Origin of the sequence: Paraburkholderia sp. (assembly GCF_035501035.1) — a bacterium.
Taxonomy (GTDB): Bacteria; Pseudomonadota; Gammaproteobacteria; order Burkholderiales; family Burkholderiaceae; genus Paraburkholderia.
The window spans coordinates 1-20822 of sequence record NZ_DATJWR010000275.1 but is presented as its reverse complement, the minus strand read 5'-3'; the positions used below and the strand labels follow the sequence as shown (position 1 = coordinate 20822).

20 protein-coding genes are annotated in these 20822 nt (G+C 64.3%); 2 read left to right on the top strand and 18 right to left on the bottom strand.

Translation table 11 applies throughout. The features are described from left to right. A partial coding sequence (gene smpB, locus VMJ11_RS20325; protein WP_325621175.1) for an SsrA-binding protein SmpB occupies window positions 1–349 on the top strand: 349 nt, incomplete at its 5' end. Window positions 350–430: 81 nt separating this feature from the next. On the opposite strand, the gene VMJ11_RS20320 is transcribed toward smpB, so the two are convergent. The 3 genes from VMJ11_RS20320 to ppsA form a co-directional block, all read right to left on the bottom strand. Then, entirely contained in the window at window positions 431–1384 is a 954-nt protein-coding gene (locus tag VMJ11_RS20320) for a stomatin-like protein (protein ID WP_325621174.1), read from the bottom strand. A gap of 78 nt (window positions 1385–1462) precedes the next feature. Continuing rightward, a complete protein-coding gene (locus tag VMJ11_RS20315) occupies window positions 1463–1945 on the bottom strand; it encodes an NfeD family protein (RefSeq protein WP_325621173.1) in 483 nt (160 codons plus the stop codon). A gap of 143 nt (window positions 1946–2088) precedes the next feature. Further along, window positions 2089–4488 (bottom strand): phosphoenolpyruvate synthase, encoded by a 2400-nt coding sequence (gene ppsA, locus VMJ11_RS20310; RefSeq protein ID WP_325621172.1) that lies wholly within the window; start codon window positions 4486–4488, stop codon window positions 2089–2091. A gap of 402 nt (window positions 4489–4890) precedes the next feature. Between ppsA and ppsR the strand changes: the two genes are divergently transcribed. Beyond that, a complete protein-coding gene (gene ppsR, locus VMJ11_RS20305) occupies window positions 4891–5706 on the top strand; it encodes a posphoenolpyruvate synthetase regulatory kinase/phosphorylase PpsR (protein ID WP_325621171.1) in 816 nt (271 codons plus the stop codon). 97 nt (window positions 5707–5803) lie between these two features. Here ppsR and VMJ11_RS20300 read toward each other — a convergent pair whose 3' ends face one another. From VMJ11_RS20300 to tsf, 15 genes are all read right to left on the bottom strand, one after another. Further along, window positions 5804–6589, bottom strand: coding sequence for an RNA methyltransferase (locus VMJ11_RS20300; protein ID WP_325621170.1), 786 nt, complete (start codon window positions 6587–6589; stop codon window positions 5804–5806). Between the two features lie 118 nt (window positions 6590–6707). Continuing rightward, window positions 6708–7523, bottom strand: a complete 816-nt coding sequence (gene rnhB / locus VMJ11_RS20295; RefSeq protein WP_325621169.1) for a ribonuclease HII — start codon at window positions 7521–7523, stop codon at window positions 6708–6710. Then, window positions 7520–8689 carry a lipid-A-disaccharide synthase gene (lpxB, locus tag VMJ11_RS20290; RefSeq protein ID WP_325621168.1) on the bottom strand — a complete coding sequence of 390 codons (1170 nt, stop codon included), beginning with the start codon at window positions 8687–8689 and terminating at the stop codon, window positions 7520–7522. The genes rnhB and lpxB overlap by 4 nt, the downstream gene beginning before the upstream one ends. A 3-nt stretch (window positions 8690–8692) precedes the next feature. Further along, entirely contained in the window at window positions 8693–9481 is a 789-nt protein-coding gene (gene lpxA, locus VMJ11_RS20285; RefSeq protein ID WP_325621167.1) for an acyl-ACP--UDP-N-acetylglucosamine O-acyltransferase, read from the bottom strand. 72 nt (window positions 9482–9553) lie between these two features. Further along, window positions 9554–10018 carry a 3-hydroxyacyl-ACP dehydratase FabZ gene (gene fabZ, locus VMJ11_RS20280; RefSeq protein ID WP_325621166.1) on the bottom strand — a complete coding sequence of 155 codons (465 nt, stop codon included), beginning with the start codon at window positions 10016–10018 and terminating at the stop codon, window positions 9554–9556. A gap of 289 nt (window positions 10019–10307) precedes the next feature. Next, window positions 10308–11384, bottom strand: coding sequence for a UDP-3-O-(3-hydroxymyristoyl)glucosamine N-acyltransferase (lpxD, locus tag VMJ11_RS20275; RefSeq protein ID WP_325621165.1), 1077 nt, complete (start codon window positions 11382–11384; stop codon window positions 10308–10310). Between the two features lie 18 nt (window positions 11385–11402). After that, complete coding sequence (locus VMJ11_RS20270) at window positions 11403–11960, bottom strand: OmpH family outer membrane protein (protein ID WP_325621176.1); 558 nt, start codon at window positions 11958–11960, stop codon at window positions 11403–11405. A gap of 62 nt (window positions 11961–12022) precedes the next feature. Next, on the bottom strand, window positions 12023–14332 hold the full coding sequence (bamA, locus tag VMJ11_RS20265) for an outer membrane protein assembly factor BamA (protein ID WP_325621164.1): 2310 nt from the start codon (window positions 14330–14332) through the stop codon (window positions 12023–12025). 68 nt (window positions 14333–14400) lie between these two features. Further along, window positions 14401–15789 carry an RIP metalloprotease RseP gene (rseP, locus tag VMJ11_RS20260; RefSeq protein ID WP_325621163.1) on the bottom strand — a complete coding sequence of 463 codons (1389 nt, stop codon included), beginning with the start codon at window positions 15787–15789 and terminating at the stop codon, window positions 14401–14403. A 112-nt stretch (window positions 15790–15901) separates the two neighbouring features. Beyond that, on the bottom strand, window positions 15902–17092 hold the full coding sequence (locus VMJ11_RS20255) for a 1-deoxy-D-xylulose-5-phosphate reductoisomerase (RefSeq protein WP_325621162.1): 1191 nt from the start codon (window positions 17090–17092) through the stop codon (window positions 15902–15904). 10 nt (window positions 17093–17102) lie between these two features. Further along, complete coding sequence (locus VMJ11_RS20250; RefSeq protein ID WP_325621161.1) at window positions 17103–17912, bottom strand: phosphatidate cytidylyltransferase; 810 nt, start codon at window positions 17910–17912, stop codon at window positions 17103–17105. Then, entirely contained in the window at window positions 17906–18682 is a 777-nt protein-coding gene (gene uppS, locus VMJ11_RS20245; protein WP_325621160.1) for a polyprenyl diphosphate synthase, read from the bottom strand. Before uppS ends, VMJ11_RS20250 begins: the two co-directional genes overlap by 7 nt. Before the next feature lie 73 nt (window positions 18683–18755). After that, window positions 18756–19316 (bottom strand): ribosome recycling factor, encoded by a 561-nt coding sequence (gene frr / locus VMJ11_RS20240; RefSeq protein WP_325621159.1) that lies wholly within the window; start codon window positions 19314–19316, stop codon window positions 18756–18758. 92 nt (window positions 19317–19408) lie between these two features. Continuing rightward, window positions 19409–20125, bottom strand: a complete 717-nt coding sequence (gene pyrH, locus VMJ11_RS20235) for a UMP kinase (protein ID WP_325621158.1) — start codon at window positions 20123–20125, stop codon at window positions 19409–19411. Window positions 20126–20393: 268 nt separating this feature from the next. Next, on the bottom strand, window positions 20394–20822 hold a 429-nt coding region (gene tsf / locus VMJ11_RS20230; protein ID WP_325621157.1), incomplete at its 5' end, for a translation elongation factor Ts.

Below are 20822 nucleotides of genomic sequence, written 5' to 3'. Positions count from 1 at the left end.
GCGCGCGGGCCGCGCCAACATCAAGGAAAGCTACGTCATGATCAAGGGCGGCGAACTGTACCTGATCGGCACGCACATCAGCCCGCTGCCCGAAGCCTCTACGCACATCCAGCCCGACCCCACACGCATTCGCAAGCTGCTCCTGAAACGCGACGAAATCGACAAGCTGATCGGCAAGGTCGAGCAGCGCGGCTTCACGCTCGTGCCGCTGAATTTCCACTACAAGGGCGGCCGGGTGAAGTGCGAGATCGGCCTCGCCAAGGGCAAGAAGCTGCACGATAAGCGCGAAACGGAGAAGAAGCGCGACTGGGAGCGCGAGAAGGCGCGCTTGATGCGCTCGCCCACCTGATCCGTCCGGTATTGTTCAGACAGCAAACGGGCCGCATGTGTGCGGCCCGTTGTTTTTTTGCGCGTCCCTCTCGTTCTGCGCTTACGCGCCCTTCGTCGTCGCGCTGATCTGCCCCTCGCGGATGCCCGCCCGGTTCACGATCGTCAGCGCCGAAGCGATCATCGTGCTCAGATCGCCCATGTTGCCAGGCACGATCAGCGTATTGCCCTGCTTCGCGAGATTCGAGAAAGCATTCACATACTGCTCGGCCACCTTGAGGTTGACCGCGTCCATGCCGCCCTGCTCCTGAATCGACGCACCGATTTTCTGGATGGCCTGCGCGTTCGCCTCGGCGACCGCGAGAATTGCCGCTGCCTGACCTTGTGACTGGTTGATGGCCGCCTGGCGCTCGCCTTCCGACTTCTGGATCGCCGCTTCGCGCGCGCCGGCCGCCAGATTGATCTGCTCCTGCTTGCGCCCTTCCGAGGCCGCAATGAGCGCGCGCTTCTCGCGCTCGGCGGTGATCTGCGCCTGCATGGCGTGAAGAATTTCCTTCGGCGGCGTGAGGTCCTTGATTTCGTAGCGCAACACCTTCACGCCCCAGTTCGATGCGGCTTCGTCGAGCGCCGAGACGACGCTATGGTTGATGAAGTCGCGCTCCTCGAAAGTCTTGTCCAGTTCGAGCCGGCCGATCACGGAACGCAGCGTGGTCTGCGACAGCTGCGTGATCGCGAACACGAAATTGCTCGACCCGTACGACGCCTTCATCGGGTCGGTCACCTGGAAGTACAGCACCCCGTCCACCTGAAGCTGCGTGTTGTCACGCGTGATGCAAACCTGGCTCGGCACGTCGAGCGGAATCTCCTTGAGCACGTGCTTGTAGGCGACGCGGTCCACGAAAGGCAGCACGATCGTCAGCCCCGGCGTGAGCGTGGCATGGTAGCGCCCAAGCCGTTCGAGCACCCAGGCATGCTGCTGCGGCACGATCTTGATGGTCTGCGCGATCAGCACGACGACGATCACAAGGAGAATCAGGCCGACAACCGGGACTTGCATTCGGAACCTCCGTTCGCTTCAGTGTGATTGGCTTGCGCGCTCAAAGCAGGTAAGGCGCGATTTTTTGTATTGGGCGGATCACGCGTGGCGGGCGGCGTCGCTTGCGCCGGGCCCCTTGTGCGCGCGTCGCTCATGCTTCGCCGCCACGACGAGGCAACTGCCGCGCATCGCCTTGATTTCATAGAGAGGGGCGTCTTCCGGCTCGCCGGGCGCGAGCTCGACATCCCATTCGGCGCCGCGGTACATCGTGCGCGCGCGGCCGTCACGCCAGGCGGCGACGGCAAGCGTCGCGCCGATATCGAGGTTCACGCCGGGATCGGTCGAGGCGTCGGTCATGCGCCGGCGACGGCCGAAACGGGAGCGCCGTAGCGTGATCACGGCTGCGAGGCCCACGGCCGCCGCGACCATCATCTGCACGTCGAGCGGCGCGCCGAACTCATAAACAAGCGCGCCCGCCAGAAAGCCGAGCGCGATCATCAGCAGGTAGAACGTGCCGGTCATCAACTCCGCGACAACGAGCACGCCTGCGGCTATCCACCAGAACACACCATGCGGACCCACGGCGACCTCCCAAAGTAAAACACCCCGGCTTGACCGGGGTGTTATAGCACGAAGCTGACACTTTTTTCCGCACCATGCAAAGCTGCATGGGAACGCACATCAAGCTTCGCGCGCGGCGAGGGCTCGCGCCCTCGACACGGCGCTTACTTCGCCTGCGACTTCGCCAGTGCCTGCCACGTCTCGACGACCGTGTCGGGGTTCAGCGAAATCGACGCGATGCCTTCCTCTGCGAGCCACTGTGCGAAGTCCGGGTGATCGGACGGGCCCTGGCCGCAGATGCCGACGTACTTGTTCAGGCGGCGGCAGGTATCGATCGCGCGCTTGAGCATGAACTTCACGGCCGGATCGCGCTCGTCGAAGTCGATGGCCAGCAGTTCCATGCCCGAGTCCCGGTCGAGGCCGAGCGTGAGCTGCGTGAGGTCGTTCGAGCCGATCGAGAACCCGTCGAAGTACTGCAGGAACTCTTCGGCAAGGATCGCGTTGGACGGCACTTCGCACATCATGATGAGCTTCAGGCCGTTCACCCCGCGCTTCAGGCCGAACTTCTCGAGCAGGCCGACCACCCGCTCCGCCTGCTTGAGCGTGCGCACGAACGGCACCATGATCTCGACGTTCGAGAGACCCATCTCTTCACGCACGCGCTTGAGTGCCAGGCACTCCATCTCGAACGCTTGCGCGAAGTCTTCGGCGATGTAACGCGAGGCGCCGCGGAAGCCGAGCATCGGGTTCTCTTCGTCCGGCTCGTAGCGCGAACCGCCGATCAGCTTCTTGTACTCGTTCGACTTGAAGTCCGACAGACGCACGATCACGGGCTTCGGATAGAACGCCGCCGCGATCGTGGCGATGCCTTCGGTCAGCTTGTCGACATAGAACGCGCGCGGCGACGCGTGGCCGCGTGCAACGCTTTCGACAGCCTTCTTCAGGTCGGCGTCGACATTCGGGTACTCGAGAATCGCCTTCGGGTGCACGCCGATGTTGTTGTTGATGATGAACTCGAGACGCGCAAGGCCCACACCAGCGTTCGGCAGTTGCGAGAAGTCGAACGCGAGCTGCGGGTTGCCGACGTTCATCATGATCTTCACGGGAATCGCCGGCAGCTCGCCACGCTGGACTTCGCTGACTTCGGTTTCGAGCAGACCATCGTAAATGCGGCCTTCGTCGCCTTCCGCGCACGAAACGGTCACGAGCGCACCGTCCTTCAGCACGTCGGTCGCGTCGCCGCAGCCCACCACGGCCGGCACGCCCAGCTCGCGCGCGATGATCGCCGCATGGCAGGTACGGCCACCGCGGTTCGTGACGATCGCCGAAGCGCGCTTCATCACCGGCTCCCAGTTCGGGTCGGTCATGTCGGCGACCAGCACGTCGCCCGGCTGCACGCGCTCCATTTCGGACGGGTCGTGAATCACCTTCACGCGGCCCGCGCCGATCTTCTGGCCGATCGCGCGGCCCGTTGCGAGCACCTGCGACTGGCCCTTCAGCTTGAAGCGCTGCTCGACCTTGCCCGCAGCCTGGCTCTTCACCGTCTCCGGGCGCGCCTGGAGAATGAAGATCTTGCCGTCGCGGCCGTCTTTGCCCCACTCGATGTCCATCGGACGCTGGTAGTGCTTTTCGATGATGACGGCGTACTTCGCGAGCTCGATCACGTCTTCGTCGGTGATCGAGAAACGGTTGCGCATTTCGTGCGAAACGTCGACCGTCTTCACGCGGCCAGGCTCGCCCGGTTGCGTGAACTCCATCTTGATGAGCTTCGAGCCGATCGAGCGGCGGATAATCGGGGCCTTGCCCTGCGCGAGCGTGGTCTTGAAGACGTAGAACTCGTCCGGATTCACCGCGCCCTGCACGACCGTTTCACCGAGGCCATAGCTCGAGGTGATGAACACGGCGTCCTTGAAGCCCGATTCCGTGTCGAGCGTGAACATCACGCCGGCGGCGCCGCAGTCCGAGCGGACCATGCGCTGCACGCCAGCCGAAAGCGCGACTTCGGCGTGGGTGAAGCCCTTGTGGACACGATAGGAAATGGCGCGGTCGTTGTAGAGCGACGCGAACACGTGCTTGAGCCGATCGAGCACGTCTTCAATGCCCACCACGTTCAGGTAGCTTTCCTGCTGACCGGCGAACGATGCGTCGGGAAGGTCTTCCGCGGTCGCCGACGAACGCACGGCGAACGAGAGCTCAGCCGGCGAACCGTTCTGCAGCGTTTCGAAGCCCGCGCGGATGTCCGCTTCGAGCTTCGGCTGCAGTGGCGCGTCAATGATCCACTGACGGATTTCCTTGCCCGCTTCGGCCAGCGCCTTGACGTCGTCGACGTCGAACGTTTCCAGACGAGCGGCGATCCGTTCGGTCAGGTTGTTGTGCTTCAGGAAGTCGCGGAAAGCGAGCGCAGTCGTTGCGAAACCCGTGGGGACACGCACGCCTGCCTCAGCCAACTGGCTGATCATTTCGCCGAGCGAGGCGTTCTTGCCGCCCACGACCTCGACATCGGTCATCCGCAACTGCTCGAAAGGCACTACATACGCCTGATCCTTTGCAACGGTGTTAGTCATACAAGCCCCTAAGTGTGAAAAAAATTCACGATTGCGCAAGTGGGCTCGAACGCGGTCTGTTTATTGGAAACGGATTCGCGTCTTGCGCAACCTGTTGGAGAAACAATCGCTCACATGCAGCGAGCGAATTTCCACAAAGCGGAAAAGCACGAAGATGCGCGCGATTACGCGGAGTTAGACGGAATCGCTGCAAATTGGCACCAGAAAGCACCGCGATAGGCGGCCGTTTGGCGTGGTTGCACTGCAATTGCTTATCCAACAGGTTGCCGCTATTCTACCGTGCCGCCTCTGGAATTTGTGCCAGTCGGCGAGAATTGCGCCTCGGTCCCGCCGAACGGCGCTTTCCGGGTGCCCAAGCCCGTTCCCGAGCGACCCAGCAGCTCACGTACCCAGCCTCAACCGATGCCGCCAACCGTATTCATCGTCTCCGACGGTACCGGGATCACTGCCGAAACGTTCGCGCATTCGATCCTGTCGCAGTTCGACCAGAAATTCCGTCTCGTGCGCCTGCCCTTCGTCGATTCGACCGACAAGGCCTACGCGACCGCCGAGAAGATCAACGAAGCCGCCGTACATGAAGGGCGCCGCCCGATCGTCTTCACGACACTCGTGGACAGCAACTCGAACGAGATAGTCAAGCGCGCGAACGCGCTCGTGCTCGACATGTTCCAGACCTTCGTGGAGCCGCTCGAGCAGGAGCTGGAGCTCAAGTCGAGCCACGCGATGGGCCGCGGCCACCAGAACGCCGACACCGACGAATACAAGAACCGCATCGAGGCAATCAACTTCTCGCTCGCGCACGACGACGGCCAGTCCGACCGCAACCTCGCCGACGCCGATGTGATCCTCGTCGGCGTCTCACGCAGCGGCAAGACGCCGACGAGCCTCTATCTCGCCATGCAATACGGCGTGAAGGCCGCGAACTATCCGCTCATTCCCGACGATTTCGAACGCGGCAAACTGCCGAATTCGCTGCTACCGCACCGCTCGAAGATCTTCGGGCTCTCCATCGATCCGCAGCGCCTCACCGAGATCCGCAACGAGCGTCGTCCGGGCAGCAAGTACGCGGCGCTGGAAAACTGCCGCTACGAAGTCAACGAAGCTGAGGCGATGATGCGGCGCGAAGGCATCAAGTGGCTCTCCTCGACGCACAAGTCGATCGAGGAGATCGCCACGACGATCCTGCAGGAGATCCGCATCGACAAGCCCTCGTATTGACGCGGCACTGATGCGGCGCACTCGCGCGTGAATCGAAAAGAAAAAGGCCTGCATCGCGCAGGCCTTTTTCGTTGCGACCGTCGACAAGCTTCAGGATTCAGCGCGCACGGCGTTGCTGCCGGCACTGCTCGAACACGCACACGGCCGCCGCCGCCGCGACGTTGAGCGATTCCATGCCGCCCGGCTGCGGAATCGTTACACGCAGCGCCGCCGCGTCGCGCCACACTTGCGAGACGCCCGCCCCTTCGTTGCCGAACACCCAGGCAAGCTGGCCCGTGAGATCGGTTTCGTCGATTGCCTGCGCGCCGTGCGAATCGGTGATCACGACGGGCACGCCGAGCAACTCGACGAGCGCTTGCGGCTCGACGTTCTCGAAGACCTGCAACAGGAAATGCGCCCCCATTGCCGAGCGCAGCACCTTCGACGACCACACGTAAGCCGTGCCCGGCGTGCAGAACACCCTGTCGATGCCAGCCGCCGCCGCACTACGCAGAATCGAGCCGACATTGCCCGCATCCTGCAGTCCGTCGAGCACGAGACAGGTCGATTCGACGCGTTGCGGGAGCTGCGCCTCGGGCATGTCGACGAGCAGCAGCAATCCCACGCCGTGCACAACGTTCGAGAGTTGCCCGAACAGCGCGTCGGGCAGCGTGACCACGCGCCGCTCGTCCACGCGAGCGACGATCGCCTGCGCCTCCTCGTGCGCGAGCGCGCCTTCGGTCACCACGCAGTACTCGGGCTGCGAACCGCCATCGAGCCAGGCGCTCGCAAGATGGAAACCTTCGAGCAGGGCCTGATGGCTGCGCCGCTGCTGATGCGTCGAGCCGGCCAGCGCCTTCAGGCGCTTGTAGAGCGGATTGTCGCGTGAGGTAATGGCTTTCACGAGCGGGCCTGGCGATTCAGAAGAGGATGGGTGGAAAGGAAAACGGCGCCATCCGAGGCGGCGCCGGCTTGCGTGGGCCACAGAATCGGGCGATTTCGTGTGCAGTCCAGCTGCCAGTTCAGGCGGCCGCGAAGGCGTCGCCGTCCAGATTGGCCGCGTCGCTCACCAACGTCGCCGCACCGGGCAGAACGATGCCATGGAGCGCATACGCTTCGCGCACGGGAGCAAACGAGCGCCGATGGTGCTCGCAAGGACCATGCGCGCGCAGCGCGGCGAGATGCTGCGGCGTGCCGTAGCCTGCGTGCGCGTCGAAGCCGTACACGGGGTGCCGGTCGTGCAACTCGAGCAACATGCGGTCGCGCGTGACCTTCGCGATGATCGATGCCGCCGAAATGCTCGGCACCAGCGCATCGCCGCCGATCACGGCTTCGCTGCGCACCGGCAGCACCGGGCAGCGGTTGCCGTCGATCTTCGCGAGCGTCGGCGTGATGCTGAGACCCTCGACAGCGCGCCGCATCGCGAGCATGGTCGCGTGCAGGATGTTGAGCGTATCGATTTCCTCGACCGTGGCCGAGGCCACGCACCACGCGAGCGAGCGCTCGACGATCTGTTCGTAGAGCGCGTCGCGTGCCTTCGCGCTCAGCGCCTTGGAATCGTCGAGTCCCTCGATCGGCCGCGCCGGATCGAGAATCACGGCCGCCGCGACCACCGGACCGGCCAGCGGACCGCGCCCCGCTTCATCCACGCCACAGATGACGTCGTCCGGCGACTCGAACAGCAAGCCTGCCTGCTGCGCCTCAATCTGTCGTGCCGCGCGCTTTTGCGCCGCCTGCGAGGGCGACTTCACCGCGGCTTTCGCGGCTTTTGCGGCTTTTGCGGCCTTCGCCGCCGGCGACTTAGCACGCGCGCGCGGCCTCGTCACACCCTCGGTCATGTGCGCCCCCTGCGAGCTTCGACGACGCGCGCGACCACTTCGGCCGCGCGCGACGCCGTGTCCTGACGCAGCGCCAGATGCATCTGCGTAAACACCTCCGTGAGGGTGCGCCGGTTTGCCTCGTCGTGCAACTGCGTGAGCGTCGCTTCGGCAAGCGCCTCGGGCGTCGCAAAGTGCTGCAGGATCTCCGGCACGACAAAGCGACCCGCGAGGATGTTGGGCAGGCCCACATAAGGCAAATAGCCCTGGCGACGCATGATCTGCCCCGTAAGCCAGGGCACCTTGTAGGAAACGACCATCGGCTTCTTGAGCAACGCCGCTTCGAGCGTGACGGTGCCGCTCTTTACGAGGATCGCGTCGGCGGCCGTCATCGCGAGCTGCGACTGGCCGTCGATGATCGTGAGCGCAAGCCCCTGATGCTGGTTCGCCAGCTCCTGCAACTGCACGTGGATCGCGGGCGTCGCCGCCGGCATCACGAAGCGCAGCGCCGGCTCGCGCCGCTGCATGATCTGCATCGCGTCGAAGAACGTCGGCCCGATCAGGTTGATCTCGGAGCGGCGGCTACCCGGCAGCACCGCGATCACGGGCCCGCTTTCGGCCAAGCCAAGCGCGCGACGCGCGCCGGCCACATCGGGCTCGAGCGGAATCTCGTCGGCGAGCGGATGGCCCACGTAAGAAGCCGCCACACCCGCCTTCTCGAGAATCGCCGTTTCGAACGGAAACACGCACAGCATATGATCCACGGCCTTCTGGATCTTCTTGATGCGCCCGCCGCGCCATGCCCAGATCGATGGGCAAACGAAGTGGATCGTCGGAATGCCCGCATCGCGCAGCGCGTGCTCGAGACCGAAGTTGAAGTCGGGGGCGTCCACGCCGATGAAGACGTCGGGCGGGTCGGCCAACAGCTGATGCTTGAGCTCGTTGCGAATGCGCAGAATCTCGGGAATGTGCCTGAGCGCCTCGACGTAGCCACGAACCGAGAGCTTTTCCATCGGCCAGTGCGCGTCGAAGCCGGTGGCCATCATGCGCGGGCCGCCAATTCCATAGTACTGCGTAGTATCTGGCAAGCGGGCCTTGAGACCCGCGAGCAACGAGGCCGCGAGCAGGTCGCCGGACGGCTCGCCGGCGACCATCGCAAGGCGCAGCGGACGCGTTTGCAGCGCCATCGGTTAGCGGATGATGCCGCGTTGCGACTGCTCGACGAAGTCGAGCAGTGCTTTCACGTGCTCGTCGCCGTCGCCGCCTGCCTGCGCGAGCTCGGCGAGCTGCACTTTCGCCTCTTCGAGCGAGAGCCCGTTCTTGTACAGCGTGCGATACGCCGAGCGCAGCGCCGATATCGCATCGGGCGTGAAGCCGCGGCGACGCAGGCCTTCGACGTTGATGCCGTGCGGCACCGCCTTGTTGCCGGCCGCGACCACGAACGGCGGCACGTCCTGCACGAGCGCCGAGGCGCCGCCCACCATCGAGTGCGCGCCGATGCGTACGAACTGGTGCACGCCGGTCATGCCGCCGATGATCGCATAGTCGTCGACGATCACGTGGCCCGCGAGCTGAGCGTTGCTCGACATAATGACATTGTTGCCGAGGCGACAGTCGTGGCCCACGTGCACGTAGGCCATGATCCAGTTGTCGTCGCCGATGATCGTCACGCCGGTGTCCTGCACCGTGCCCGTGTGCAGCGTCGTGAACTCGCGGATCATATTACGGTTGCCGATCACGAGCTTCGTGGGCTCGCCCTTGTACTTCATGTCCTGCGGACGGCCGCCGATCGAGGCGTAGTGGCCAATCGTGTTCTCTTCGCCGATCGTCGTGTGGCCTTCCAGCACACTGTGCGATCCGACTTGCGTGCGTGCGCCGATGGTGACGTTCGCCCCGATGACCGCGTACGGCCCGATCTCGACCGACTCGTCGATCTGCGCGCCAGACTCGACGACCGCAGTGGGATGGATCCTGCTCATTCGTCCTCGCTCTCCGATTCTGTTACCGTGCCGAGGCGCCTTCCGGCGCGTTACGGCATGCGGCGACGCACCTTATTGCGCCGCGTCCATTTTCTTGACGGTGCACATGAGTTCCGCCTCGCAGGCGACGACGCCTTCCACTTCGGCCTGCGCCTTGAACTTCCAGATGCCGCGCATATAGCGCTCGAACGTCACGTTGAGGATGAGCTGGTCGCCCGGCTCGACCACGCGCTTGAAGCGCGCACCGTCGATGCCGACGAAGTAATACAGCGTGTTCTCGAAGTCCTGCTCCTCTTCCGAGAACGTGAGCAGCGCGGCGGTCTGCGCCAGCGCCTCGAGAATCATCACGCCGGGCATAACCGGACGCTGCGGAAAGTGGCCGGTGAAAAAGGGCTCGTTGACCGTCACGTTCTTCAACGCCTTGATGCTCTTGTGCGGCTCCAGCTCGATGACCCGGTCCACCATCAGGAACGGGTAGCGGTGCGGCAGCAGCGTGAGGATCTTGTGGATGTCGAAGTTGAGTTTTTCGATGTTCATGGTGGTTCTGCTCACGCAGGAATTGCGCGTGTGACTTTCGATTTCGATATTCGATGCGCCCGGCGTGCCCCAACGGGCCCGCGCGAATTGTCCAAACAGGCCCGCGCTGACGCGAAGTATGCGCTACGCCCGGCCTCCCGTGCATGAGGAATGCCCCAGGCGGGTAGCCCCAGGCGGGTAGCCCAGGGCGCCTGGCCCCGCGGCGGTTGGACCCGCGGTGGTTGGACCCGTTACGCAAAGCGGCGTACCACTTGCGCGATACGCCGTCCGCTACCTCAAAACTGCTTTCTTATTCGCTGGCCTGCGGCTTCTGCGCGACCGTCGCCTCGAGCGCCTTGATACGCTCGCGCAGCTTGTCGATGTTGCGCAGGATCGCGGCACTCTTGTTCCAGTCGGCGTGATCGACGGCCGGGAATGCGCTCGTGTAGATGCCGGCCTTCGGCAGCGACTTCGAGACGCCCGACTTCGCCGTGACGATCACGTAGTCCCCCAGCGTGACGTGCCCCGCAATGCCGACCGCGCCGCCGATCATGCAATGGCGCCCGATCGTCGTGCTGCCCGCAATGCCCGCGCAGCCCGCGATGACCGTATACGCGCCGATCTTGCAGTTGTGGCCGATCTGCACGAGGTTATCGATCTTCACGCACTCTTCGATGATCGTGTCGGCCATCGCGCCACGATCGATCGTTGTGTTCGCGCCGATCTCGACGTCCGGCCCGATGGCCACGCCGCCCACCTGAGGAATCTTGACCCAGCTGCCCTTGCGCGCGTCGCCCTCGCCCGTGAAATCGGGGGCAAAGCCAAAACCGTCCGAACCGATCACGGCGCCCGCATGCACGATGGCGCGCGCGCCGAGCTTGCAGCCGTGGTACACGGTCACACCCGGATACAGGTGGGAACCCTCACCCACCAGGGTGCCGCGCCCGATGAACACATTCGCGTCGAGCCTCACGTTCTCGCCGATCACGGCGCCCGCCTCGATCGTGACGTTCGGGCCGATCACCGCGCTCGCGGCCACCTGGGCCTTCGCGTCGACGTGCGCGCTCGCATGCACGCCTGGCTGCGCCTTCGGCGCGGCGAGCTCGATGAATGCCTGCGCGACACGCGCGAAGTAAGCATACGGGTTCGGTGTGACGATGAAGTTGCGACCGTCTCGCGACGCGAGCTTTTCAAGGTCGCCCGGGCTGATGAGCACCGCGCCCGCGCTGGTCGTCTCGACCTGGGCCAGATACTTCGGATTGGCGAGGAACGCGAGCTGTTGCGGACCAGCCTGGTCGAGCGGAGCCAGCGAACCGACGCGCTGCGTCGCGTCGCCCACCACCTCGCCGCCGAACCGCCCGACGATGTCCTCAAGCGTAAATGCCATGCGCGTGCTGCTCCCGCCTTAGTTGCTGTTGCTGTTGCTGCTGCCGGTGCTGTTGGCTGCCGCGAGCGCCTTCAGCACCTGGTCGGTGATGTCGATGCGCGGGCTCACGTACACCGCTTCCTGCACGATCAGGTCGTAGTGCTGCTGCTCGGCAATCTGCTTGATCACCTTGTTCGCCTTGTCCAGCACTGCTGCGAGTTCTTCGTTGCGGCGCTGGTTCAGGTCCTCGCGGAACTCGCGCTGCTTGCGCTGGAAGTCGCTGTCGAGCGCCGAAAGATCGCGCTGCTTCTGTGCGCGGTCGCTCGGGGACATCGCTGCGCCGTTCTTGTCGAGCGCGTCGGACATCGTCTTCAGACGCTGCGCCATGTCCTGCAGATCCTTGTCGCGCTTGGCGAATTCGGCTTCGAGCTTGGTCTGCGCGGCCTTCGCGGGGGCGGATTCGCGCAGGATACGGTCGGAGTTCACCGCCGCGATCCTCGCTTCCTGAGCCTGGGCGGCGCCCGTGCCGAAAGCGAGAAGCGCCAGCGACACAGTCATTGCCCCGATCGCCCGTCTGGAAAACATACCCGTTAGCAAAGTCATCCTCTCGTTTCTTTGGGTTCCGGCGCCACGCTTCGCGGCACCGGGCTGAAATGTCGTCAGAATGCCGTCCCGATCTGGAACTGGAACTTCTGGTACTGGTCGCCCGTGTGTTTCACGATCGGGAAGCCCATGCTCAGCTTGAGCGGGCCGATTGGCGAAATCCACGCGAGACCGAAGCCATAGCTGTAACGCAGGCCATTGGCACCAGTGCTGGTATTGCCTTCGTCGCCCCAGACGTTACCACCGTCAACAAACGTGAAGACGCGAAGCGTCCGGTCATAACCCGTACCCGGCAGCGGGAAGGTCAACTCGATATTGCCGACGACCATCTTCGAGCCGCCGATCGGGTCGTTCGTCGTCGCGTCGCGCGGACCGAGCGAACTCGGCTCGTAACCACGCACCGAGCCGATACCGCCCGCGTAGTAGTTCTTGAAGATCGGGTACGGCTTGCCGCCGAGGCCATTGCCGTAGCCGCCCTGCAAGTTCAGACCGAGCACGAAGCCGCGCGCGAACGAGTAGTAGTACTGGGCCTGGACGTCGGCCTTGTAGTACTGCGTTGCGCCAATCGGCGTGCCGTATTCGGCGTTCGATTGCACGAAGTAGCCGCGGCTCGGGACGAGCGCGCTATCACGCGCGTCGCGCGACCAGCCAACCGTGAGCGGCACGTTGTTCGAGACACGGCCGAACTCGTTCACGTAATCGATGTAGCTCTGCGGCGTGTTCGAATCGATATCGAGCGTGTCCTGCTCGAAGCCCGCGCCGAAGTAGACCGTGTCGACTTCCGAGAACGGAATGCCGAACTTCAGGTCGGCGCCCGCCGTGACGATCTTGAAGCTCGAATCGGTCGAGTAGTACAGCGGCTGATACGTACGGTAGTACGCGTCGGTAATACGCTTGATGCCGTCCACCGTGAAGTACGGATCGACCTGCGTGACGGCCAGCGTGCGGTACGTCTTCGCGGTGTTCACGTTCACGGAAAGCGATGTACCCGAACCGAACACGTTGTCCTGCGAGACACCCGCCGACAACACCACCTTGTCCGTGGACGAGAAGCCCGCACCCAGCGTGATTGCGCCGGTGGGCTTTTCGTTGACCTTCACGTTCACGTCCACCTGGTCGGGCGTGCCTTCCACAGGCACCGTGGTCACGTCGACGTCGGTGAAGTAGCCCAGACGGTTGATGCGGTCCTTCGAAAGCGCGAGGCGGTTCGAATCGAACCACGAGCTTTCGAGCTGGCGCATTTCGCGGCGCACGACTTCGTCGCGTGTACGCGTGTTGCCCACCACGTTGATGCGGCGCACGTACACGCGGCGGCTCGGATCGACCTGCAGCGTGAGATCGACGGTGTGATTGGCCTGGTCGATCTGCGGCAGCGCGTTGACGGTCGCGAACGCGTAGCCGTATTCACCGAGCTTGTCGACGATCGCCTTCGTCGTGGCCTGCAGCTTCTCGGCCGAGAACGTATCGCCCGGCTTGATCTTGATGAGCTTCTTGAGCTCGGCCTCGCGGTCGAGCAGGTTGCCGGCCAGATGGATGGCCGACACCTTGTACGGCTCGCCCTCATGCAGCCCGATGGTGAGGTACATGTCCTTCTTGTCGGGCGAGATCGAAACCTGCGTCGAGTCGATGTTGAACTCGAGGTAGCCGTGGTTCAGGTAGTACGAGCGCACGTTCTCGAGGTCACCCGTGAGCTTTTCCTTCGAGTACAGGTCGTTCTTCGTGTACCACGAGAACCAGTTCGGCGTGGAAAGCTGCATCTCGGAGAGCAGCGTGCCGGTGCTGTACGTCTTGTTGCCGATGAAGTTGATCTGGCGGATCTTCGCACTCGGACCTTCGACCACCGAGAACAGCAAGCCTACGCGGTTGCGGTCGATCGGCGTGACCGTGGTCGTGACCTCGGCGGCGTAGAACCCGCGCGTGAGGTACTGCCGCTTGAGCTCCTGCTCGGCCTTGTCGACGAGCGCCTTGTCGTAATAGCGGCCTTGCGAGAGGCCGACCGCGCGCAGCGCCTTGGTGAGGTTGTCCTTATCGAACTCGTGAATGCCGCCGAAATCGATCGTGCCGATTGCGGGACGCTCCTGCACCTGCACCACCACCACGTTGCCTTCGGTGGCAATCTTCACGTCGTTGAAGAAGCCCGTCGCGTACAGTGTGCGGATAGCCTCGGACGCCTTGTCGTCGGTGAACGTATCGCCCTGCTTGATCGGCAGATAGGCGAACACCGTGCCCGGCTCGACGCGCTGCAGTCCTTCGATGCGGATGTCCTGAATCACGAAAGGCGTCGTTGCTGCGTGCGCAACGACTCCATGTGCGGCAATCGCCGCGGCCGCAACCGTTTTTGGAACCAAGCGATGAGGTCTAAACAACGTGCTTCCCCAATTGTGTATAGCTGCATCAGATCGGGCGGCCCGCCCTCGGACGCCGCCAGACTTCTTTAGAAATGGATTAACCGAGCCAGATCGTTGAACAACGCGATCGCCGACAGCGCGACGATGCAGGCCAGCCCCGCTCGCTGCAGTACAAGCTGCCAGCGATCCGATACGGCTTTGCCCGTTACGGCTTCAACCAGATAATATAACAGATGCCCCCCGTCCAAAACCGGAATTGGGAGCAGGTTCAGCACGCCGAGGCTAATGCTGACAAGGGCGAGGAACGAAAGGAACGCCGATGGCCCGAGTCTTGCACTCTTGCCGGCATAGTCAGCAATCGTCACCGGGCCCGACAGATTCTTCAATGATGCTTCGCCCGTGACCATGCGGCCGAACATCCGCAGCGAATACACCGAGATATCCCACGTGCGATACACGCCGAGGCGCATGCTCTCGAGCGGCCCGTAGCGCACGTCCACCGAAGGCGCCTGCGACGAAAGCGCCGCGCCGATGCGCCCCACTTCCTCGCCCGTCTGCGCGTCGCGCTGCAGTGTGGGGGTGGCCGTGAGCGAGAGCGTCTGCTGCGTATGGCGGGCCGTGTCCTCGCGTGTGACCGTGAGCCGCACGGGCTTGCCCGCATGCGCCTTCACGTAGGCGATGAAGGTGCTCGCGCTGTCGACGGGGCGGCCGTCGATGGCACGCAATTGATCGCCCGCCTGCAACCCCGCTTGCTGCGCCGCACTACCCGCCTCCACGGCAGCCACCCTCAGCGTGCTGCCGCCGGCCTCGAGACCGAGCTTCGACATGAAGTCGTCGTCGAGGTCCTTGCTGGTGAGTTTCGAGAGATCGAGCGGGAAATCGTAGGTACCGGCGCCATCGCGTGCGGAAAGCACGACACGTCCTTGATCGAACGCCGACGCAAGCAGCTTCCAGCGCAGATCCGACCAGGAACGCACAGACTCGGTGTCGCTGCCATTTGCATCGCTCACCGAAAGAATCGTCTCGCCGCCCTGAAAACCCGCCTGGGCAGCGGCCGACCGTGCTGGCGGCGCCGCGACGATTGCCGTCTGCTCCGTCACGCCGCTCGCGTACACCACCGAAAAGAGCACGATCGCAAGCAGGAAATTGGCGATGGGCCCGGCCGCGACGATCGCAATGCGCTTGCCGACCGACTGCCGGTTGAACGCATGCGGCAGATCCTGCTCGAGAATCTTCCCGGGTGACTCCCGCTCGTCGAGCATCTTCACGTAGCCGCCGAGCGGCAACGCCGAGATCGTCCACTCGGTGCCGCTCTTCTTGCTGACCCACTGTGCGAGTGGCCTGCCGAAGCCGATGGAGAAACGCAGGACCTTCACGCCGCACAGGCGCGCGACGGCGTAGTGCCCGTACTCGTGCACGACGACCAGCACGCCGATCGCCACGACGAATGCGACCAGTTCGGTTAGCAGGTTCATTGGCACCTCCTTGGCTGGGAGCAGCGCACCGGTGCGGGAGGGGCCCTGAAGCCAGGCTCGTGGGCCCGAGGGGCCACATGGAGACCCTTCAGGCGAGCCCCTCGGCGGCCCGTCAGGCCGGCACCGGCAAGCTGTCGATGATAGTGTGAGCCGCGCGGCGGGCAGCCGCGTCGGCTTCGAGCACGACTTCGAGGCTCGACGCGCTTCGGTTCTCGAGCGCGTTGAGCACGGCGTCCACCGTCTGGGCGATCGCCATGAAGCCGATGCGCCGGTTCAAAAATGCCTCCACCGCGACTTCGTTCGCCGCGTTCAGCGCCGCGCTCGCCACGCCGCCGGTGGCCAGCGCCTGCATGGCGAGCGCGAGGCACGGAAAGCGCGTGTAATCGGGCTTCTCGAACGTGAGCGTCGCAACCTCGGCCAGGTCGAGCTGCGCCACGCCCGAATCGACGCGCTCGGGAAACGCGAGCGCGTGTGCGATCGGCGTGCGCATGTCGGGGTTGCCCAGTTGCGCGAGCACCGAACCGTCGGCGTACGAAACCATCGAGTGAATCACGCTCTGCGGATGAATCAGCACGTCGATGCGCTCGCCCGGCAGATCGAACAGATAGTGCGCCTCGATCACTTCAAGGCCCTTGTTCATCATCGTGGCCGAGTCGACGGAGATCTTGCGGCCCATCGACCAGTTCGGATGCTTGCAGGCCTCGTCGGGCGTCACGTTCACAAGCGTCGAGGGCTCACGCGTACGGAACGGACCACCCGACGCGGTGAGGATGATCTTCGTCACGCCGCCATGCCGCGCGCCTTCGCGCCCGTCGTTCGGCAGGCACTGGAACACGGCGTTGTGCTCGCTGTCGAGCGGCAGCAGCACCGCGCCGCTGTCGCGCACGGTGCCCATGAAGATGTCGCCCGACATCACGAGCGCTTCCTTGTTGGCGAGCAGGATCTGCTTGCCGGCCTTCGCCGCCGCGAGCGTGGGCGCGAGGCCCGCCGCGCCGACGATGGCGGCGACCACCGTGTCGCAGCCGTCGCTGTTCGAGACTTCGACGAGCGCCTGCGGCCCGTAGGTCACGGCCGTCTTCGAACCGGCTTCGCGCAGCTTGCGCTCGACCTTTGCAGCGGTGTCGGCGTCGCCGACCACGGCCACCTCCGGCGCAAAGCGCAGGCATTGTTCGACCAGCTTGTCGCCGTTGCGGTGCGCCGTGAGCGCATAGACCGAGAAGCGCTGCGGATGACGCGCGACCACGTCGAGCGTGCTGTCTCCAATCGAGCCCGTGGAACCGAGCAATGTGAGTCGTTTTTGCATATTGAAATCTCTAACCGAGCAGCAGCATGGCGAGCGGCAGCACGGGCAGCAACGCGTCGATGCGGTCGAGCACCCCACCGTGGCCCGGCAGGAGACCGCTCGAATCCTTCACGCCGGCCTGGCGCTTGAGCATCGACTCGAACAGATCGCCGATCACGCTGAACGCGACCAGCACGGTAAGGACAAACAGCGCACGGCCAAGCCCGATCCTGGCCGCGAGCGCGGAATACAGCGTGGGCTCGAACGCATGTAGCGCAATGGCAGCGCCGGACACCACCATCACGGCGGCCCAGCCGCCCACGGCGCCTTCCCAGGTCTTGCCGGGACTGATTGCGGGCGCGAGCTTATGCTTTCCGAATGCCTTACCCGCGAAGTATGCGCCGATATCGGCCAGCCAGACGACAAGGAGAAGCGACAGAACGAACGCCACGCCCGCCGTGCGCGCCGCGACGAGCGCATGCCAGCAGGCGGCAAAGAGAACGAGCCCGGCGGCCAGCAGGAAGGCCCGCCATGCGCCCGCGGCCAGCACGGGCCTGCGCAGCAGCACATAAGGCCCCGCGATGATCCAGAACACGCCCGCCGCCTGAAAGAGCGGCCGAGGCGCCGGCAGGCGCGTGCTCAAGCCCACCACGGCCGCCGCGATGACGGCGTAGACAATCGAGCCCGCCGCGCCTGCCTTCAGCAGACGCGCCCATTCCCAGGCGGCAAATACGACCACGACGCCGATCAGCGCGCCGAACGCCGCCACGGGTGCGAACAGCGTGATCGGCAGGAAAACGGCTAGCAGGACGAGCGCCGTGATGACGCGGGTCTTTAGCATGAAATCGAATCGGCGTTCTGGCCTACGACCTGCGCGCTCGTGCGCCCGAAACGGCGCTCGCGCTCGGCGTACGAGACGATGGCGCGGTTGAGCGCTTCGGCGTCGAAATCCGGCCAGAACGTGTCGGTGAAATAGAACTCGGCGTAAGCGAGCTGCCAGAGCAGGAAATTGCTCACCCGCTGCTCGCCGCCCGTGCGGATGAAGAGATCAGGCTCGGGCGCGTAGGCCATCGCGAGATGCTGGGCGAGTGCGTCTTCGGTGACGGGCACGGGCTGGCCCGCGGCAGCGGCCTCTTCGACCAGCTTGCGGGTCGCCTGCAGAATGTCCCAGCGGCCACCGTAGTTCGCGGCGATCGTGAGTGTGAGACGGGTATTGCGCGCGGTTTTGGTCTCCGCGCGCCGAATCAGGTCCTGGATGCGCTCATTGAACATCGACAGGTCGCCGACCACACGCAGACGGATGCCGTTCGCGTGCAGGCGCGCCACCTCGCGCTCCAGCGCCGTGACGAACAGGCGCATGAGGAACGAGACTTCGGCGCTCGGTCGGCGCCAGTTCTCGGAGCTGAAGGCGAATAGCGTGACGTACTCGACGCCGCGCTCCACACACGCCTCGACGACCGAACGCACGGCGTCGACGCCGCGCGTGTGGCCCGCGACGCGCGGCAGGCGGCGCTGAGTTGCCCAACGGCCGTTGCCGTCCATGATGATCGCGATGTGGCGCGGCACTGCCGCCACGTCGGGCACTCGAACGGTTGAGCTGGTATAGGTCATGGCCGTCAGACTGAAACTGCTAATAAAAAGGGGAAACCGCGGAAACCCTGGCAAAACCAGGAGCCGGACGGCCTCAAACCGTCATGATCTCAGCTTCCTTCGTCTGCACGAGCTTGTCGATCTCGGCCACGAAGCGGTCCGTCAGCTTCTGGACGTCGTCACCGGCGCGGCGCTCGTCGTCTTCGGAAATTTCCTTGTCCTTCACGAGCTTCTTGAGTTGCTCGTTGGCGTCGCGGCGCAGGTTGCGCACGGCGACCTTCGCCGTCTCGCCTTCGCTCTTGACGACCTTCGTGAGTTCCTTGCGGCGCTCTTCGGTGAGGGCGGGCATCGGCACGCGGATCAGGTCGCCGTGCGTGGCCGGGTTCAGGCCGAGATCCGACTCGCGGATCGCCTTTTCGATGACCTGGACCATCTTCTTTTCCCACGGCTGGACGCCGATCGTGCGCGCGTCGACGAGCGTGAGGTTCGCGACCTGCGAGATGGGCACGGGCGAGCCGTAGTAGTCGACCTGGATGTGGTCGAGCAGACCGGTATGGGCGCGGCCCGTGCGGATTTTCGCCAGGTCGCTCTTGAACGCTTCGATCGAGCGCTGCATTTTCTGCTCGGCGCCCTTCTTGATGTCAGCCACAGCCATTTTGATACCTCCGAACCTTCATAACGGAACGGGCCCGCCAGCGCGCTGATGGGCGGCGCGGCCCGTGTTCGAATTTCTCGTCAGACGAGAGTTTACACGTGGACGAGCGTACCTTCGTCTTCGCCCTGAATGATGCGCTTGAGCGCACCGGGCTTGACGATGGAAAAAACCCGGATCGGCAGTTTCTGGTCGCGGCACAGTGCGAACGCCGTCGCGTCCATCACCTGCAGGTTGCGGCCGATTGCCTCATCGAAACTGATCGTCGAGTAGCGCGTGGCCGTCGGATCCTTCTTCGGGTCTGCCGAGTAGACGCCGTCGACCTTGGTGGCCTTCAGCACGACTTCGGCGCCGACTTCCGAGCCGCGCAGGGCGGCTGCCGTGTCGGTGGTGAAGAACGGGTTGCCCGTGCCCGCGGCGAAGATCACGACCTTGCCCTCTTCGAGCTGACGGATCGCGCGCGGACGGATATAAGGCTCGACGACCTGGTCCATGCGCAGCGCGGACTGCACGCGCGCCTCGATGCCTGCGTGACGCATGGCGTCCTGCAGCGCGAGCGCGTTCATCATCGTCGCCAGCATGCCCATGTAGTCTGCGGTTGCACGGTCCATGCCGGCCGCGCCGCCCGCTACACCGCGGAAAATGTTGCCACCGCCGATCACGACTGCGAGCTGGGTGCCGAGCCGCACGACCTCGGCCACGTCTGCCACCATACGTTCGATCGTGGCGCGGTTGATGCCAAAGGCATCGTCGCCCATCAGGGCTTCGCCGGAAAGTTTGAGCAGGACGCGTTTATAGGCGGGTGTGGGCATGGAGGTATCCAGAATCGCGCGCAAAGGGCAATAACTTGAAACTGTAGGGGTGAAATACGGCTTCGGGCAAGCGCCGCCAGAAATAGCGAAGATTTCCGACGCCGCGCACGACGGGGACTGCCGTGCGCGCCATCGCAACGCTGCCCACCGCGGCGAACTGCTCCGCTGCGGCTTACAACAGCACTAACTGCAATGCTAACTGCGGTACTGCAACAACTGCGGCCGCGCCTGCCTCGCGACGAAGCGCCAGGCAGGCGACGCGCCGGTTTTATTGCTGCTTTGCAGCAGCGACTTGCGCGGCCACTTCGGCGGCGAAGTCGTCCTGGCGCTTCTCGATGCCTTCGCCCACCACGAAGAGGGCGAACTTCTGCACCGTGGTGCCGGCAGCCTTGAGCATCTGCTCGATCGTCTGCTTGTCGTTCTTCACGAACGGCTGGTTCAGCAGCGAGACTTCCTTCAGGTACTTCTGGACCGCGCCGTCGACCATCTTCGCGACGATTTCAGCCGGCTTGCCCGATTCGGCGGCCTTCTGCTCGGCGATGCTGCGCTCCTTGGCGATCAGGTCGGCCGGCACGTCGTCCGACGACAGCGAGACCGGCTTCATCGCGGCGATGTGCATCGCCACGTCCTTGCCGACCTGCTCTTCCGCGCCGGTGTACTCGACCAGCACGCCGATGCGCGTGCCGTGCAGGTACGC